This window comes from Thalassolituus sp. UBA3500, assembly GCF_002377545.1.
In the GTDB taxonomy this organism is placed as follows: Bacteria; Pseudomonadota; Gammaproteobacteria; order Pseudomonadales; family Oceanobacteraceae; genus Thalassolituus.
Window position 1 is genome coordinate 39,505 of record NZ_DFQB01000013.1, and the last position, 15,763, is coordinate 55,267.

A 15,763-nucleotide genomic window follows, 5' to 3' on the forward strand; every position below is an offset into this window, starting at 1 on the left:
AATCATGACCGCTTATAAGGTCCTGATAGCGGACGATAACAGCGTTGATCGCAAAGTGTTATCACGCGTTGTCCGCAACCAGGGAAACGATGTAATAGAAGCGACAAACGGATTTGAAGCGGTAGATATCTTTACGGAGCATCGCCCCGATATCGTCTTGATGGACGTTATGATGCCTGGCCTCAACGGAAAGGAGGCCACCCGCCAGATTAAGACGATCGCCGACGAAGATTTTATCCCCGTTATCTTTCTGACATCGCTATCGGATGCACAGAGCCTGGCCGATTGTCTTGAGTCAGGTGGTGATGACTTTTTAACCAAGCCTTATAACCATGTAGTTCTGCAGGCAAAAATCGCTTCTTATCACCGCATGTCGGAAATGCATCGCACGCTGCTAAATCAACGTGATGAAATCGCACGTGTTAACCGGCATATGCTGCAGGAGCAGTGCGTTGCTAAGGCTGTGTATGATAACGTTGCCCACGCAGGCTGTCTTACCTCCCCGAATATCCGATACGAACTGTCTCCACTTGCCGTTTTTAACGGTGATGTTCTGTTGGCCGCCCGCAAGCCGGGTGGTGGGATGCATGTATTGCTGGGCGATTTTACAGGGCATGGGCTTCCGGCTGCGATTGGTGCAATGCCGATGGCCGATATCTTTTACGGAATGACGGCGAAAGGCTTTGGTCTTCGTGAGGTACTTCGTGAGATCAACCAGAAGTTAAAAAGTATTCTGCCGGTAGGGTTTTTCTGTTGTGCTGCTGCGGTCGACCTGGCCCCGGACCGACAAGCCGCCAGCGTATGGATGGGCGGCGTGCCAGACTGTTATCTGTTGCGTAACGACGGTGAAATGATAGAAACATTATCATCACGTCATCTTCCTCTGGGTGTGATGTCCGCTGATAAGTTCAATGATCAGATGACCGAATTTCCGATGGCAAACGGAGACCGGCTATTTCTCTGGTCGGACGGAATCATCGAAGCCCGTAATTCTGACGGTGAAATGTTTGGACAAGAGAGGTTATTAAACGTAGTAAGAGATTCTGCGCATGCGAGCGAAGTGTATGAAGATATCCAGCGTGCGGTGGACGAATTTGTTGACGGTTCGGAACAGGATGATGACACTACTCTGATTGAAGTCGTCATGGATGATGCACTGCGTGAAGATAAAGAAAGCGCAGTTACTAAGGCCGGTATTTCACAGGGCCCACGAGACTGGAATATGGAGTATCGTCTCGAAGCTTCTACGCTGAAGTCATTCAACCCAGTGCCACTGATGAATCATATAATGATGGAGGTCCCCGGGCTTCGCGCGATTGGCGGTCAGCTCTATACGGTCGTCGCTGAACTTTTTTCAAATGCCTTTGAGCATGGTGTGTTGGGATTGGAGTCTTCGATGAAGCAATCGCCAGATGGTTTCGTGGAGTATTACCGTCAGCGAGAAAAGCGTGTTGCTGCTCTTGAGGAAGGTTTTGTCCGTATTAATATGCATCATACGGGGGACGGTGACAGCGGTAAGCTGACTCTGACTCTGGAAGACAGTGGTGACGGGTTCGACTATCAACAACATGATATAAGCATTGGAAATAATTACTCAGGCCGAGGTATTCCCCTGATTGAGAGCATCTGTGATTCAATTGAGTATCACGGTAAGGGGAACAAAGTGTCGGTGGTTATTCACTGGCCATTGGAGCTGGAGACATGATCGACCTTGATTCGTTGAATATGCTGAAAGACATTATGGAAGAAGAGTTTCAGCCTCTCATTGAATTGTATATACGTGATAGTGACAGACGTTTCCCCGAAATGCGTCAGGCATTGCAAGAGGGCGATTGCGAAAGTGTCCGCATGACGGTGCATAGTTTCAAAGGCGCAAGCAGTAATGTGTGCGCTGTTGAATTAGCCGAGCAGGCGTATTCGGTTGAAAAAATGGCGATCGCCGGCGATACCGCTCACCTTAGAGGTGCAATTGACGAACTTGAGCAGTCCTATCTGCGGGTTCGTCAGCAATTGAATTCTCTCCTATAGGCTCCGCGCATTCCCCTGATCTGAAAACTGGCCCACCTTTTGCGATATCACCGGTAACCCAGATAACAGGAGACCGGGATGAACCCTTCTCTTCCAAACAGCCCAATGGCATCACTGTTGATGTCACTTGGGGGCAATATTGATTTCCAGGGCCTGAAACTCAGTGGTGACGGGGCCTCTGGCTTAAGTGACTTCTCGAATTTACTTGACCAGATGCAACTTCAACCGCTCGAATCATTAGAAAAGAGCGGTATATCCCCGGCTCTGGCGGCAATGCCAGAGGGGCAAAGTCTGCCGCTGGACTTGCCGCTTAGTTTGCCGTTGGACTCTGCAACAGATGGCGCTCAGATTATTCCTGAAGGCCAGTTGTCACTCGTTGCAGTTGAAAAGCCGCTGGATGATTCTGGTCGCGAGTTGATGGGAGACACCCTGATGGCTCAGATTCAGAAAGGAAAAGATATTTCAGTACGCTACACCGATCAGGAAGGCGTGACTGATAATGCGGACCCAGATGCCGCGCTTGTGGATAGTGATACTTCTGTGGATGCGGCGGTCGAAGTAGCTTCGCCACTCGCTGTTGCGTCTGTTTCTCCTGTTGCAGCTGCTGTACGAAGTCAGAACGCAGCCGAGGGTCGTTTGCAAACTGATCAGAAAACGTCAGGTAAACCACAAGCATCAGTGCCATTAACTGATGGTGTCGATGCCGCTGCAGAAGATGCCGAAGCAGAGCTGGTCAGTGGCGTATTTAAGCCGGTCACGGCTGAAGACAGCCCGGTTGAAACGTCTGGCTACCGTGACAACCTGACGGGAATGCAGAACAACGCACCCGCTCAGTTACAGTCAGCCTCAGCGACGCCTGCCCAGTCTCAGACGGCCACTGCTATAAATGTTACTGCCGCATCTGACCTGATCAACGCCGAGAGCACCGGTGAAGAAATTGCCACGGAAGACTACAGCTTCGAGGAAGGTTTCGAGCAGAAGCTTCAGCGCCAGTTCCGCGAGCGGTTAGATTTTGGTCAGGATCGTCGCGAGTGGACGCCAGCTCTGGGCGCTCGTCTGATGACCATGGTGGCCAATGATGTGCAGCACGCTCGCATTCAGCTGGACCCTCCCGAGCTGGGCAGTCTTGAAATCCGAATGCAGGTTCAGAACGATCAGGCCAGTGTTCAGGTGTCTGCACAAAGCCATCAGGTGAAAGATGTTCTTGATAGCAGTGCGCAGCGATTGCGGGATGCGTTGGCTGCTGAAGGCATCGAATTGAATGAGTTCAGTGTTTCAGCTGACAGTGGCGGCCAGGGCCGGGACAGCGGTTCCGATGGCTCTGATGGCGGAGACAACGGCTATGCCGGCGGCTCAGGTGTTGAGGGTGATGAGCTCGTCGGGGGAAATGAGGTTCATGTTCCTGCGCCAGATTCGCTGCTGGATACGTTCGCTTAGCCTTCTGAACTCAGCTCAGACTGTAAGACCATGCTTCTGGTCTGAGTTGCTTATCTGAGGCTACGCACTCGACGCTTTTGTCCTCATTTTATTCTGAGAGCTGCCGCTCTGGTGGCTCGATTCTTTGTTTTTGTTGCTGTTCCTTCGACTGTTGGTGAAATCCGCCAGTAGCCCCAGTGATTTACTTCTACACTGAAATCAGGCTGAGCATTTAAGTTTGATGTCATTTTTTTGGCGAAAAAACGTGGCACAAGCTTTGCAAATTTGACTTCATAAAGGAGATATCCGAATGGCAAAAGAACAGGACCTGAAGCTCGAAGGTCAGGAAGGCGAAGAAGAACAGTCGGGTGGTGGTAAGAAGAAACTCATTATCATCATCGGCATTGTGGTGGTTGTCTTGCTGGCGGGTGGTGGTGCTGCGGCCTTCTTCTTACTCGGTGGAGAAGACGAAGAAGCGACCGATGAAGAAGTGGTAGAAGAGGTCGTCGAGGAACCGGAAATTCCGGCAGTGTACGTCAAACTGAAACCCGAATTTGTGATCAGTTTTCAGGTCGGTACGCGTCAGAGATACGTCCAGGCGAGTATCGAAATTATGACGCGTCAGCAGTCCATCGTTGATGCACTCGAGTTGCACGAGCCGATGGTGAGAAACGAAGTAATCAATATTGTTAGCCGCCAGGAGTTTGCGACATTACGAACAGCCGAAGGACGGGTTGCTCTGCAGAACGCTTTAAAAAGCGCAATCACGGAAATGATGGAACGGGAAGCAGGCTCTGACGGTGTCGAAGCTGTGCTGTTTACCAACTTTGTAATGCAGTAGGAATGAGTTGTGCAGGATTTACTGTCGCAAGATGAAATCGATGCCTTATTGCATGGTGTAGACGACGGCGACATTGGCCCCGAAGAAGAGGTCGATGCGGCCGGAATCAAATCCTACGATCTGACCAGTAACGACCGTATCGTCCGCGGACGTATGCCGACGCTGGAGATGATCAATGAGCGATTTGCCCGCTATACCCGCATCAGCATGTTTAATTTTCTGCGCCGAAGTGCCGATGTTGCCTCCGGTGGTGTTCAGATTATGAAATTTGGTGAGTACATACATACCTTGTATGTACCTACCAGCCTGAACCTCGTGAAGATGCGTCCTTTGCGTGGTACAGCGTTGTTTATCCTTGATGCGAAGCTGGTTTTTAAGCTGGTGGATAACTTTTTTGGTGGCGATGGTCGTCACGCTAAGATTGAAGGTCGTGAATTTACTCCGACCGAAGTACGAGTGGTGCAGTTAATTCTGACGCAGGTCTTCAACGACATGATGGAAGCCTGGTCACCGGTGATTCCTGTTGAGTTTGAATACGTCGGCTCTGAAGTAAACCCTGCGATGGCGAATATCGTCAGCCCGAGTGAAGTCGTGGTCGTCAGTACTTTTCATATTGAACTCGACGGTGGCGGGGGGGATCTTCACCTGACGATTCCTTATTCCATGATTGAACCGATGCGCGAGGTTCTGGATGCAGGTTTTCAGAGCGATGTTGACGACGTGGATGAGCGTTGGCAGCAGTCTCTTCGCGAAGATATTCTCGAAGCGCCGGTTGAGATACACGGAACGCTGGCGCAGAGAGACATTACGTTACGAGAAGTTGCCGCGCTGAAAACCGGCGATGTAATACCAATAGAAATTCCCGAAGACTTTGTATTGGAAGCGAATGGCATTCCAATTTTTACCGGGAAAATGGGCATATCCAATGAGAATCTGGCCGTCAAAATAAAAGAACAGATTTCTCACAGAAAACGCTGACAGGAGCAGGTTATGAGTGACGAAAAAGATCAGGATCAGTCACCCGAAGAAGAATTAGATCCTCAGAAACTTGCTGATGAAGTGGCGGGTGGTATCGAAGAAGCCAGTGGCGACGACAGTGCGACAGAAGGCGAGGAAGATAGTCAGGCGCTTGCAGATGAGTGGGCGGCGGCAATGGAAGAGGCTGGTGAAACTGAAGATGAAGAACCTGAGCCTGACCCCGTAAAACAGGTCGAGCTTGATGAGCTGCAGGACGAAGGTCGCCCTGGAGGTAATGGTGATAATCCCGAGCTTGAAGTCATTCTGGATATTCCGGTTCGTATATCAATGGAAGTAGGCGCGACCAAAATACCTATCCGAAACCTGTTGCAATTAAATCAGGGGTCAGTCGTTGAGCTGGATCGTTTGGCTGGTGAGCCATTGGACGTTCTGGTGAATGGAACTCTGATTGCACATGGTGAGGTGGTCATGGTTAACGATAAGTTTGGTATCCGCCTGACGGATGTGGTGAGTCAGAGTGAACGTATACACCGTCTGCGCTAGTTTATTGTTGTTTCTGCCCGGGCTGGCAGCCGCTGAAGAGCAGGTCGCGCCAATGTTGCAGGCGACACCGATGGCAAGCGCTGGAAAAGTCGTACTGTTTCTGGTGCTTATCCTCGGGCTCATCGTTGGCTTGGCCTGGCTGGTCAATAAAACCCGGGTTGGTCAGTGGACTGGCGGCGCTCAACATCTTAAGACATTGGCAGTGTTGCCTCTTGGACAGCGTGAAAAAGTAGCCATTATTCAAGCCGGTGAGCAGCAGCTGGTGATTGGTATTACACCGCATGGCATTAATACACTGGCGACCCTTGATCAACCGATTGATGTCGCTGAAAGTAAGCCTGCCGATTTTGCCGACATTCTGAAAAAGGCCGTGCGCAAATGATGACTCTGATGCGCTGGTTACCCATCCTGTTTTTTATGCCGATGGTTGCTTTCGGTGCTGATCCCGCGACGCCCGTAACTGGGCCGGGCGGCATTCCTGCTGTTGTGTACACCGCCAATGATAATGGTGGTCAGTACTCGGTGACTATTCAGATTCTTGTATTAATGACGCTGCTGACGGTGTTACCGTCGTTGCTCATTATGATGACCTCGTTTACCCGCATTATTGTTGTGTTGGCAATTCTTCGTCAGGCCATTGGTTTACAGCAGACGCCATCCAATCAGGTACTGCTGGGACTTTCTCTGTTTCTTACTTTGTTTATTATGATGCCGGTATTTCGTATCGTTAATGCCGATGCGATACAGCCATATCTTGCCGAAGAGATTGCTCCGCTGGAGGCGCTGGAGCGAGCAGCGGTTCCTATGCATGAGTTTATGCTAGCGCAGACACGGGAAACGGATCTTGATCTTTTCGTACGCATTAGCGGCCGTACTGATATTGCAGGCCCGGCAGAAACGCCGATTCATATTCTGATTCCAGCATTTATCACCAGTGAACTGAAAACGGCTTTTCAGATTGGCTTCCTGATATTTATTCCGTTCCTGATCATTGACCTTGTGGTGGCCAGTATCCTGATGGCCATGGGTATGATGATGCTGTCGCCCATCATTATATCGTTGCCATTTAAAATCATGTTGTTCGTATTGATTGATGGCTGGGCATTAATCATGGGTACTCTGGCGAACAGTTTCGGAACGATTTAGAAAGGGAAACATGGTCACAAATACGCACTCGGGAGGCCGTGATGTCTGAAGCGATAATCGGTGATATTTTTACCAGCGCGCTCTATATCGTGCTGGCCATTGTTGTGGTGATCATTGTCCCAAGTTTGATTATTGGTCTGATGGTAAGTACGTTTCAGGCGGCAACTCAGATCAATGAGCAGACGCTGAGCTTTCTTCCGCGTTTGGTGGTGACTTTGCTGGCGATGATTATGTTTGGCCCCTGGGCCGTCAGTGCTGTGCTCGATTTTACGCGTGAAATCTACCTCAATATTCCGTTTCTGATCGGGTGAGCTGTGATTGAGGTCGAAGCACTGGATATCAGCCACTGGATTACCCGCTATGTGTATCCCTTTGCGCGGATATCCGGTCTTCTAATGGTGATGCCTTTGATCGGTACTCGCATGGTCTCAATGAGGGTGCGCCTGCTTCTTGCCGTTGCAGTTACCCTGGTTGTCGTACCGCTATTACCGCCGATCCCTAAGGTCGAAGCCATCTCTCTTGCTTCTGTGATCATTATTCTGCAGCAATTGTTGATAGGAATCTTACTCGGATTCGTGACCGAATTACTCATGCAGGTGTTTGTGATTGCGGGGCAGTTGATTGCGATGCAGACCGGCCTCGGTATTGCCACCACCGTAGATCCCAGTCAGGGGGCATCTGTGGTGGTTATCTCGCAGTGGTTTTTGTTTATGGTCAGCCTCGTTTTTTTGTCGTTGAACGGGCATCTGGTACTCATCGAAATTCTGGTCGATAGCTTCCGTTCTATCCCCATTGGTATGGCGAGTTTTTCTGCGGAACAATTTGGATTGCTGGTGAATTGGAGTGGCTGGATGATTGCCGCTGCGGTGGTGATTTCTTTGCCAGCCATGACGGCCTTGCTGATCGTTAACTTAGCATTTGGTGTCATGACCCGTGCGGCCCCTCAGTTGAATATCTTTGCACTAGGTTTTCCGGTGACCATGATCGTTGGTCTGTTGATTATGTGGTTGAACATTGACGAAATGGCAACCAGCTTCCATGGCTACATGGATGTACTATTTGAGTTTCTGAAGAAACTGATCACTCTCTAGAGGTCGTTATGGCAGAGCAGGACAGTAGTCAGGAAAAAACAGAAGAACCCACCCCCCGACGCCTCCAGAAAGCGCGCGACGAGGGTCAGGTTCCCCGATCGAAAGAGCTGGGTACGACCATGGTGCTGGTCATGGGTGCCGCTGGCTTATTGATGTTCGGCCCTTTTATGTCCGAGCGTATCGCGGCAATGGCGAAGCATTCTTTCTCGTTCGATCGGGATACTGCGTTTGATACCGGTATGATGACGTCGTATCTCGATGCTTCTGCACTGGAGGCTGCGGTGGCGCTTGCTCCGTGGTTAGTTGTTGTATTGATTGCTGCGTTCGCCGGCCCGCTGTTGGTTGGCGGTTGGTTGTTTTCGGGTAAAGCGATCACCCCCAAGCTTGATCGCTTAAATCCGCTCAGTGGTCTCAAGCGGATGTTCTCCGCTAATTCTCTGGTTGAATTGTTTAAAGCCTGGGCAAAGGTTCTGGTGGTCGGTACGGTCGCGTGGTTGACACTGATGTTCTTTTTCCAGGATGCGATGCGTATTCAATATGAAAGTACCGAGTCGGCGATCGATCACGCGGTGACTATCATCATCTGGAGCGTACTAGCCTTGTGTGCTTCTACGGCATTGATCGCCATTGTCGATGTGCCGTGGCAGATATACAGCTTCACGAAAAAGATGCGTATGTCGATGCAGGAGATCAAAGACGAATACAAAGAAACCGAGGGTAAGCCCGAAGTCAAAAGCAAGGTTCGCCAGTTGCAGCGTGAGGTCGCTCAACGCCGGATGATGGCAGACGTGCCCGAGGCTGATGTTGTAATCACCAACCCGACTCACTATTCCGTTGCTCTGCGCTATGACGCTGGGGCCAGTGCAGCGCCTGTACTACTGGCAAAAGGTTCAGATCGGGTGGCGTTGAAAATACGCGAAATCGCCAAAGAAAATAACGTACCTCAGATGCAGGCTCCGCCGTTGGCCCGAGCGCTCTTCACACACACCAAAGTCGGCGATGAAATTCCGGAAGGGCTCTATGTCGCCGTGGCGCAGGTACTGGCATATATCTATCAGATGGATCAGTTCGCCAAGGGTAAAGGGCCGAAGCCTGAACGTAAGCCTGACATGCCAATTCCTCGTGACCTGAGAGTGGACCCGGACCCGTCATAACCCGAAAAAATTCGATAAAAATGCTTCCCTTAATTAAAACGGGAACACTTCTTGCGATACCCAGTCGGTAGAACATTTTTTTGACGGGTATCTAAATGGCAGCGGCCTCCGGAAGCAACGTAGTCGGACAACTGAAGAGCGGAGCCTCAATACTCTTGCAGGGCAACCTGGGCATTCCTGTGATGCTGCTGGTGTTACTGGGCATGATGACGCTGCCTTTGCCGCCCTTTCTGTTGGATACTTTTTTCACCTTTAATATCGCTTTATCCATTGTCGTACTGCTGGTCAGTGTCTATTCAAAGCGTCCCTTGGATTTCGCCATTTTCCCGACCATCCTGTTGATTGCGACGTTATTACGGCTCGCGCTGAACGTAGCCTCTACCCGTGTTGTATTACTTTATGGTCACGAGGGCGGAGACGCCGCGGGTAAGGTGATTGAAGCCTTTGGTGAAGTACTGATTGGTGGTAACTATGCCGTCGGTCTCGTGGTCTTTATGATTCTGATGATCATTAACTTTGTGGTGGTCACCAAAGGTGCTGGCCGTGTTTCAGAAGTCAGTGCGCGTTTCACCCTGGATGCAATGCCCGGTAAACAGATGGCTATTGATGCCGACCTCAATGCGGGCCTGATCGAGGCGGAAGAGGCGAAGAAGCGTCGCTCTGATATTGCCGCAGAAGCCGACTTCTATGGTGCTATGGACGGTGCCAGTAAATTTGTAAAAGGCGATGCGATAGCCGGTATTCTCATTCTTCTGATTAACGTCATCGGTGGCTTTGCTATTGGTATGGCTCAGCACAATCTCACATTCGGTGACGCGGTATCCGCTTATACGCTTCTGGCAATTGGTGATGGTCTGGTTGCTCAGATCCCTTCGTTGCTGCTGTCGACGGCGACGGCGATTATGGTTACTCGTAATGGCGGTGACGAAGACATGGGGCAGCAGGTGTTCGGGCAGATGTTCGGCTCTTCGCGCGCACTGGCGGTGTCTGCGGGCCTGCTTTTATTGATGGGTGTTGTTCCGGGCATGCCACATACCGTGTTTATCAGTGCCGCACTGGTCGCTGGGTTGGCGGCGTATGTTATTCGCTGGAAGAAGGAAGGTGGAGAACTGGGGGATGCGGTCGTACGGCGGCTTGGTGGCAAGCCAAAGGATACGCCTGCGCTTGAGGGCGCTGGAGCCGGTGCGGGTAATGCCCTGGCAGCCCCACAGGAAAAAGCTGCCGAGGCGATGAAACAGCTTGAGGTCAAAGAGCTGGGGTGGGATGACGTAGAACCCGTCGATCGCGTTGGTCTGGAAGTGGGTTACCGTCTGATTCCGCTGGTGGATAAGAATCAGGGTGGGCAGCTGCTCAGTCGCATCAAAGGGGTTCGTCGCAAACTCTCTCAGGAACTCGGTTTTCTTATCCCGTCTGTTCATATTCGCGATAACCTCGATCTGTTGCCAAACCAGTACCGCATAACCCTGATGGGGGTGACGCTGGCTGAGGCAGAGATTCACCCTGAGCGCGAGCTAGCGATTAATCCGGGTCAGGTGTACGGCAAGATCGAGGGAATGGCGACCACCGATCCTGCCTTTGGGATGGAAGCCTACTGGATCACGGCTGATCTGAAAGATCGCGCGCAGACGCTGGGTTACACCGTGGTGGATGCCAGTACGGTGGTCGCGACGCATATGAATCAGAAATTACAGAGCCACGCCCATGAACTGATTGGTCACGAGGATGCGCAGCACCTGGTAGACATGCTGGCGAAAACATCGCCAAAACTGGCCGAAGAACTGGTGCCCAATAAAGTCAGTATCAGCCAGCTTCTTGCTGTACTGCAAAACCTGCTGCGTGAGCAGGTGCCTATTCGTGATCTGCGCTCTATCGCCGAGTCTTTGGCGAACTCACCTGCTCAGAGTCAAGATATTGCCGCTCTCGTTTCTGCTGCCCGGTTGTCTCTGGCCCGCATGATTACTCAGAATATCTTCGGAAATACCGATGAACTGCCGGTGATGACGCTCGATCCAGGGCTGGAACAATTATTGCTGAAAAGCTTACAGCAGAGTGCGCAACAGGGTAGCCAGCAAGGTCTGGTGCTTGAACCAGGTATGGCAGATACCTTGCAGCGCTCACTGAATGAATCGGTGCAGACACAAGAAGCAGCAGGCCGCCCTGCGGTGCTGCTGGTGACTTCGCAATTACGTCCGGCGATGTCGCAGTTTGTCAGGAACAGCATTCCGCAACTGCACGTACTGGCCTACCAGGAAGTGCCGGACAATAAGAGCATTACGATTGTTGCTGCCGTTGGCGGCAAGTCGTAACGAGGCTGAATTATGAAGGTAAAACGTTTCGTCGCAGACAATATGCAGCTGGCACTGAAAATGGTGTCGGCTGAGCTCGGCCCGGATGCGGTTATCGTATCCAGCCGACGCCTGGATAACGGCATGGAAGTCGTGGCCAGTAGCGAAATGCTGGGTGAGATTGATAACGCAAAACAGGGTGAGCTGAATCGCCAGTTGCGACTTCAGCGTGAGCTGGAAGCGGCCAAGCAGGCAGCGCGTGCGAGTGCAGCACAGCGTCAGGAATATGCAGCGGATACTGCTGCGCGTTATGCACCTCAGCAAAGAGATTCTCAACAAGCTTCAGCTCAGGTGAGTCGCACTGAAGCGGATGTAGCAGCCGCTACCCGACTGGCGGAGCAGGCTGCCGAAGAGCGTAAAAAATCAGACGAAACCTACCAGACCCGCCTGCAGGAAATGCAGGGTGAGCTGCGTGAACTGAAAGACTGGCTGGTCAGTCATCAGGGCAGTGCCTGGGATACGCGTCGCCCTCTGACGTGGCAACAGTCACAATTGTGGCAGCGTTGTCAGGACATCGGGCTTGAGCCAGCGTGGGCTGATCGGGTCGTCAGCATGAGTGACCAGAGTGGCGATCTCGAGCAGGCCTGGAAATCTGCGCTCGGCGTTATTCAGAATGATTTGCCGATTTTACCGCAAGGTGTGCTTGAAAAGGGTGGCACCATCGCTCTGGTCGGGCCGACAGGTGCAGGTAAAACAACAACACTCGGCAAAATAGCGGCTCGGTTTGTACAGCGCCATGGCCCGGACTCTGTGGCTTTCGTGACGCTGGATAACTATCGCATGGCCGCTCATGACCAGTTGCAGGCGTTCGCACGTATTCTCGGCGTAGAAATGAAAGTCGTGCTGCAGAATGGCGATCTGGTGAAAACGCTCAGCACCCTGCGGAAGAAGAAACTGGTATTGATCGACAGTGCCGGACTTGCCAGTCAGGACCCACATTTTTCGTCACAGTTGTCTATGCTTAAACAGACTGGTCGTGATGTTCGTAAGTTTCTCGTGCTGCCTCTGACAAGTCAGGCAAGGTGCCTTCAGGAAAACTACGAGCACTTCAAACCAGCAGGGCTGGATGGTTGTATTTTTACCAAACTGGATGAGTGTTTCAGCCTTGGTGCTGGCCTCAGTGTTGCCGCCCTGACCCGGTTGCCGCTGACTCTGATTACGGACGGGCCACACATTCCTGATGATCTGCATTACCCGGATGCGTCGAGACTGGTCAACCTGGCGGAACAGATGGCGCGGATGGCGCGAACGCGCTGGCAGGCGGCAGAAGCAATGAATATGGCAACACAACAGCAAAGCTTTCAACACGGAGTTTAATTGAAGATGGCGAGTCATCCTGTACAGGTCATAGCAGTCACTGGCGGCAAAGGCGGTGTTGGCAAAAGCAATGTCTCCGTAAATCTTGGTATTGCTCTGTCTGAAATGGGCCGGCGAGTGGTCATTCTGGACGCCGACCTCGGACTGGCAAATATCGATATTCTTCTGGGTATCAGCTCAAATAAAACGATCGAAAACGTCTTGCAGGGCGAGTGTGATCTGCGAGAAGTGATGGTTAAGGGCCCTGGTGGAATAAAGATCGTTCCCGCGTCGTCGGGAACTCAGAAGTTGTCGCAACTCAATCCGATGGAGCATGCGGGTCTTATCCAGGCCTTCAGTGACATTGGTGATGATATTGATGTGTTGATCATCGATACGGCTGCAGGTATCTCCGATACGGTATTGAGTTTCGTGCGGGCATCGCAGGAAGTGCTGGTCGTCGTGACTGACGAACCGACGTCAATCACGGATGCGTATGCACAGATTAAATTGTTGAACCGGGATTACGGCCTGTTCCGTTTCCGTGTCGTTGCCAACATGGTGAGGTCTCCGCAGGACGGTATGGCATTATTCGCCAAGCTGACCAAGGTGACCGACCGCTTCCTTGATGTGGCAATGCAGTATGTTGGCGCGGTACCTTCTGATGATGCGGTTAAGCGTGCGGTTCAGCGTCAGAAGGCGGTCATTGAAGCCTATCCACGTTCGAAGGCAGCAACGTCTTTCAGAGCATTAGCGAAGAAAGTAGACAGCTGGCCGTTGCCATCGACGCCACGCGGCCATCTTGAGTTCTTCGTGGACCGGCTGGTTGATCAGGTAGGAGCATGACGGGTGTCGACGGGAAGTTGTCTGGTGTACTCCGACGTTCAGAATACTAATTTCGACGATCTGGTCCGTGAACACGCGGGACTGGTAAAGCGGATAGCCCACCACCTGATGGGACGTTTACCGGACAGTGTTCAGGTGGATGATCTGATTCAGTCGGGCATGATTGGCTTGCTGGAAGCTGCGCGTAAATACGACGGCGGTAAAGGCGCAAGTTTCGAGACCTACGCAGGTATCCGTATCCGCGGAGCGATGCTCGACGAAATTCGCAAAGGTGACTGGGCGCCGCGCTCAGTGCATCGTAATGCACGACGTATTCAGGATGCGATTAAGCAGGTTGAAGCCGTTAAAGGTCGTGATGCTGACGACAGTGAAGTCGCTGCTGTCCTCGGTATCAGTCAGGACGAGTACCATCAGATTCTCAAAGACAGTGCCGGTTGTCGCCTCTTTAGTTATGAGGAGCTTCTGGAAAACGACAGCACTCCGGACTTTATGGATGAGTCGACGCCGGGGCCAGGTAAAGGCATGGAGCGGGATGCATTCCGTCGTCAGCTTGCGGAGGCTATTTCTGGCTTGCCAGAGCGGGAACAACTGGTGCTGGCTTTGTATTATGACGAGGAACTTAACCTCAAAGAAATTGGTGCCGTGCTCGGGGTCAGTGAGTCCCGGGTGAGTCAGCTGCATTCGCAAGCGACACACCGTTTACGTGCGCGTCTGAGCGATTGGGCCTGAATTATTCCCTTCGGCGCGGACAGCGTCATACGCTCATCTCAGACGCCATCATTATTCTTTTCTATTCTTTCTCTCTCTTTCTTTCTGGATAAACCGCTAACTGGGTCTAAACTGAATTCAGGACCGGCTTGGTTTGTAAAAGTCGTATATTGGAGGTCGTTTTGGACAAGAACATGAAAATTCTCATTGTCGATGATTTTTCAACAATGAGACGTATCGTCAAGAACCTGCTGCGTGATCTTGGTTTTACCAACACTCAGGAGGCCGACGATGGCACAACAGCGTTGCCGATGCTGCAGAATGGCGACTTCGATTTTCTGGTCACTGACTGGAATATGCCGGGGATGACAGGCCTGGATCTTCTCAAGCACGTAAGGGAAGACGAACGTCTGAAAACTCTGCCAGTACTGATGGTCACTGCAGAAGCCAAGCGCGATCAGATCGTTGCAGCGGCGCAGGCAGGGGTGAATGGTTACGTAGTTAAGCCTTTTACCGCCGCAGTACTTAAAGAAAAAATCGATAAGATTTTTGAACGCGTCGAAGGCTGAGTGAAGGTAGCACCATGGTGGATGTAAACCTGGATAATAAGGACAACCAGGTCGGCTCGGAGATTCGTTCGCTTGCCGAGAATATGCTCGAACAGCTCGAGCAAGGTGATCTCGGCAAAGCAGTCGCTCTGGTCGACGACCTCAATCAGTTGCGGGATCGCACACTGTATAACGAGATCGGACGACTGACCCGTGCATTGCATGAGTCGATTAAGAATCTGAATGTCGATACGGTAGGTGCCGCTTCTGACATCACCGAGACAACCGACAAGCTGACGTATGTCCTTGAAATGACCGATAAGTCAGCCAACCGCACGATGGATATTGCCGATGCTGGTGGTCCTCTTGCGGGTGCTATGGGAGATCGGGCTTCAGAGCTGTCGGCACGTTGGAAGCGATTTATGAAGCGCGAAATGAATACCTCCGAATTTCGCGAACTCAGTCGTGATATCGATGCCTATCTTACCAGCAGCGTTAAAGATTCATCGGAAATTAAAAAACAGTTTTCTGAAATTGTTCTGGCTCAGGACTTTCAGGATCTGACCGGCCAGGTCATCCATAAAGTGATTAATCTGATTCGTGATGTGGAAGGGAGACTGGTCACTCTGGTCTCAATGGCTGGCCAGGTCGACCAGATTACTGGCATTAATCATGAATTTGAAAAAAGCACACCGGCGCCAGACAGTGGCCCGGATATTAACCCTGAAGGCCCACAGACCGACAGCAAAGCCGATGGTGTAGTAGGTAGCCAGGATGATGTCGATGATCTGTTGTCGAGCTTAGGGTTTTAGAGGAGCGGTTG

General features: G+C 51.5%; 17 protein-coding genes. All 17 read left to right on the forward strand.

What is annotated here, in order from left to right:
• Positions 1–4 precede the first annotated feature (4 nt).
• The 17 genes from B2R29_RS03505 (at position 5) to B2R29_RS03585 (ending at position 15,752) form a co-directional block, all read left to right on the forward strand.
• Positions 5–1,705, forward strand: coding sequence for an ATP-binding SpoIIE family protein phosphatase (locus B2R29_RS03505; protein ID WP_301179813.1), 1,701 nt, complete (start codon positions 5–7; stop codon positions 1,703–1,705).
• Positions 1,702–2,028: an Hpt domain-containing protein gene (locus B2R29_RS03510; RefSeq protein ID WP_301179814.1), complete on the forward strand. Its 327-nt coding sequence runs from the start codon at positions 1,702–1,704 to the stop codon at positions 2,026–2,028. The genes B2R29_RS03505 and B2R29_RS03510 overlap by 4 nt, the downstream gene beginning before the upstream one ends.
• Before the next feature lie 78 nt (positions 2,029–2,106).
• Positions 2,107–3,465, forward strand: coding sequence for a flagellar hook-length control protein FliK (locus B2R29_RS03515; RefSeq protein ID WP_301179815.1), 1,359 nt, complete (start codon positions 2,107–2,109; stop codon positions 3,463–3,465).
• A gap of 289 nt (positions 3,466–3,754) precedes the next feature.
• Positions 3,755–4,285, forward strand: a complete 531-nt coding sequence (locus B2R29_RS03520) for a flagellar basal body-associated FliL family protein (protein WP_301179816.1) — start codon at positions 3,755–3,757, stop codon at positions 4,283–4,285.
• Positions 4,286–4,294: 9 nt separating this feature from the next.
• The gene (fliM, locus tag B2R29_RS03525) at positions 4,295–5,263 is read left to right on the forward strand and encodes a flagellar motor switch protein FliM (RefSeq protein WP_068442311.1); all 969 of its coding nucleotides are present in this window, start codon (positions 4,295–4,297) and stop codon (positions 5,261–5,263) included.
• A gap of 12 nt (positions 5,264–5,275) precedes the next feature.
• Positions 5,276–5,806, forward strand: a complete 531-nt coding sequence (gene fliN / locus B2R29_RS03530) for a flagellar motor switch protein FliN (protein ID WP_301179817.1) — start codon at positions 5,276–5,278, stop codon at positions 5,804–5,806.
• A complete protein-coding gene (fliO, locus tag B2R29_RS03535) occupies positions 5,781–6,188 on the forward strand; it encodes a flagellar biosynthetic protein FliO (protein WP_301179818.1) in 408 nt (135 codons plus the stop codon). Before fliN ends, fliO begins: the two co-directional genes overlap by 26 nt.
• Positions 6,188–6,952 carry a flagellar type III secretion system pore protein FliP gene (gene fliP / locus B2R29_RS03540; protein WP_374047305.1) on the forward strand — a complete coding sequence of 255 codons (765 nt, stop codon included), beginning with the start codon at positions 6,188–6,190 and terminating at the stop codon, positions 6,950–6,952. Before fliO ends, fliP begins: the two co-directional genes overlap by 1 nt.
• A gap of 41 nt (positions 6,953–6,993) precedes the next feature.
• On the forward strand, positions 6,994–7,263 hold the full coding sequence (locus B2R29_RS03545) for a flagellar biosynthetic protein FliQ (RefSeq protein WP_076514922.1): 270 nt from the start codon (positions 6,994–6,996) through the stop codon (positions 7,261–7,263).
• A 3-nt stretch (positions 7,264–7,266) separates the two neighbouring features.
• On the forward strand, positions 7,267–8,043 hold the full coding sequence (gene fliR / locus B2R29_RS03550; protein WP_301179819.1) for a flagellar biosynthetic protein FliR: 777 nt from the start codon (positions 7,267–7,269) through the stop codon (positions 8,041–8,043).
• Positions 8,044–8,051: 8 nt separating this feature from the next.
• Positions 8,052–9,197, forward strand: a complete 1,146-nt coding sequence (gene flhB, locus B2R29_RS03555; protein ID WP_301179820.1) for a flagellar biosynthesis protein FlhB — start codon at positions 8,052–8,054, stop codon at positions 9,195–9,197.
• Positions 9,198–9,292: 95 nt separating this feature from the next.
• On the forward strand, positions 9,293–11,503 hold the full coding sequence (gene flhA / locus B2R29_RS03560) for a flagellar biosynthesis protein FlhA (protein ID WP_301179821.1): 2,211 nt from the start codon (positions 9,293–9,295) through the stop codon (positions 11,501–11,503).
• A 12-nt stretch (positions 11,504–11,515) separates the two neighbouring features.
• A complete protein-coding gene (gene flhF, locus B2R29_RS03565) occupies positions 11,516–12,859 on the forward strand; it encodes a flagellar biosynthesis protein FlhF (RefSeq protein WP_301179822.1) in 1,344 nt (447 codons plus the stop codon).
• Between the two features lie 6 nt (positions 12,860–12,865).
• Positions 12,866–13,684: a MinD/ParA family protein gene (locus B2R29_RS03570; protein WP_301179823.1), complete on the forward strand. Its 819-nt coding sequence runs from the start codon at positions 12,866–12,868 to the stop codon at positions 13,682–13,684.
• A gap of 21 nt (positions 13,685–13,705) precedes the next feature.
• Complete coding sequence (locus tag B2R29_RS03575) at positions 13,706–14,413, forward strand: RNA polymerase sigma factor FliA (protein WP_374047306.1); 708 nt, start codon at positions 13,706–13,708, stop codon at positions 14,411–14,413.
• A gap of 161 nt (positions 14,414–14,574) precedes the next feature.
• Positions 14,575–14,961: a chemotaxis response regulator CheY gene (gene cheY, locus B2R29_RS03580; protein WP_068440287.1), complete on the forward strand. Its 387-nt coding sequence runs from the start codon at positions 14,575–14,577 to the stop codon at positions 14,959–14,961.
• A 14-nt stretch (positions 14,962–14,975) separates the two neighbouring features.
• Positions 14,976–15,752 carry a protein phosphatase CheZ gene (locus tag B2R29_RS03585; protein ID WP_301179825.1) on the forward strand — a complete coding sequence of 259 codons (777 nt, stop codon included), beginning with the start codon at positions 14,976–14,978 and terminating at the stop codon, positions 15,750–15,752.
• Positions 15,753–15,763 lie beyond the last annotated feature (11 nt).

What these genes read in the sequence shown, in the direction of transcription:
- B2R29_RS03515 (WP_301179815.1), top strand. Translation starts at nt 2,107, where the DNA reads ATGAACCCTTCTCTTCCAAACAGCCCAATGGCATCACTGTTGATGTCA.
- flhF (WP_301179822.1), top strand. Translation starts at nt 11,516, where the DNA reads ATGAAGGTAAAACGTTTCGTCGCAGACAATATGCAGCTGGCACTGAAA.
- fliN (WP_301179817.1), top strand. Translation starts at nt 5,276, where the DNA reads ATGAGTGACGAAAAAGATCAGGATCAGTCACCCGAAGAAGAATTAGAT.
- B2R29_RS03520 (WP_301179816.1), top strand. Translation starts at nt 3,755, where the DNA reads ATGGCAAAAGAACAGGACCTGAAGCTCGAAGGTCAGGAAGGCGAAGAA.
- fliP (WP_374047305.1), top strand. Translation starts at nt 6,188, where the DNA reads ATGACTCTGATGCGCTGGTTACCCATCCTGTTTTTTATGCCGATGGTT.
- B2R29_RS03585 (WP_301179825.1), top strand. Translation starts at nt 14,976, where the DNA reads ATGGTGGATGTAAACCTGGATAATAAGGACAACCAGGTCGGCTCGGAG.
- B2R29_RS03545 (WP_076514922.1), top strand. Translation starts at nt 6,994, where the DNA reads ATGTCTGAAGCGATAATCGGTGATATTTTTACCAGCGCGCTCTATATC.
- B2R29_RS03510 (WP_301179814.1), top strand. Translation starts at nt 1,702, where the DNA reads ATGATCGACCTTGATTCGTTGAATATGCTGAAAGACATTATGGAAGAA.
- B2R29_RS03570 (WP_301179823.1), top strand. Translation starts at nt 12,866, where the DNA reads ATGGCGAGTCATCCTGTACAGGTCATAGCAGTCACTGGCGGCAAAGGC.
- flhA (WP_301179821.1), top strand. Translation starts at nt 9,293, where the DNA reads ATGGCAGCGGCCTCCGGAAGCAACGTAGTCGGACAACTGAAGAGCGGA.
- flhB (WP_301179820.1), top strand. Translation starts at nt 8,052, where the DNA reads ATGGCAGAGCAGGACAGTAGTCAGGAAAAAACAGAAGAACCCACCCCC.
- B2R29_RS03505 (WP_301179813.1), top strand. Translation starts at nt 5, where the DNA reads ATGACCGCTTATAAGGTCCTGATAGCGGACGATAACAGCGTTGATCGC.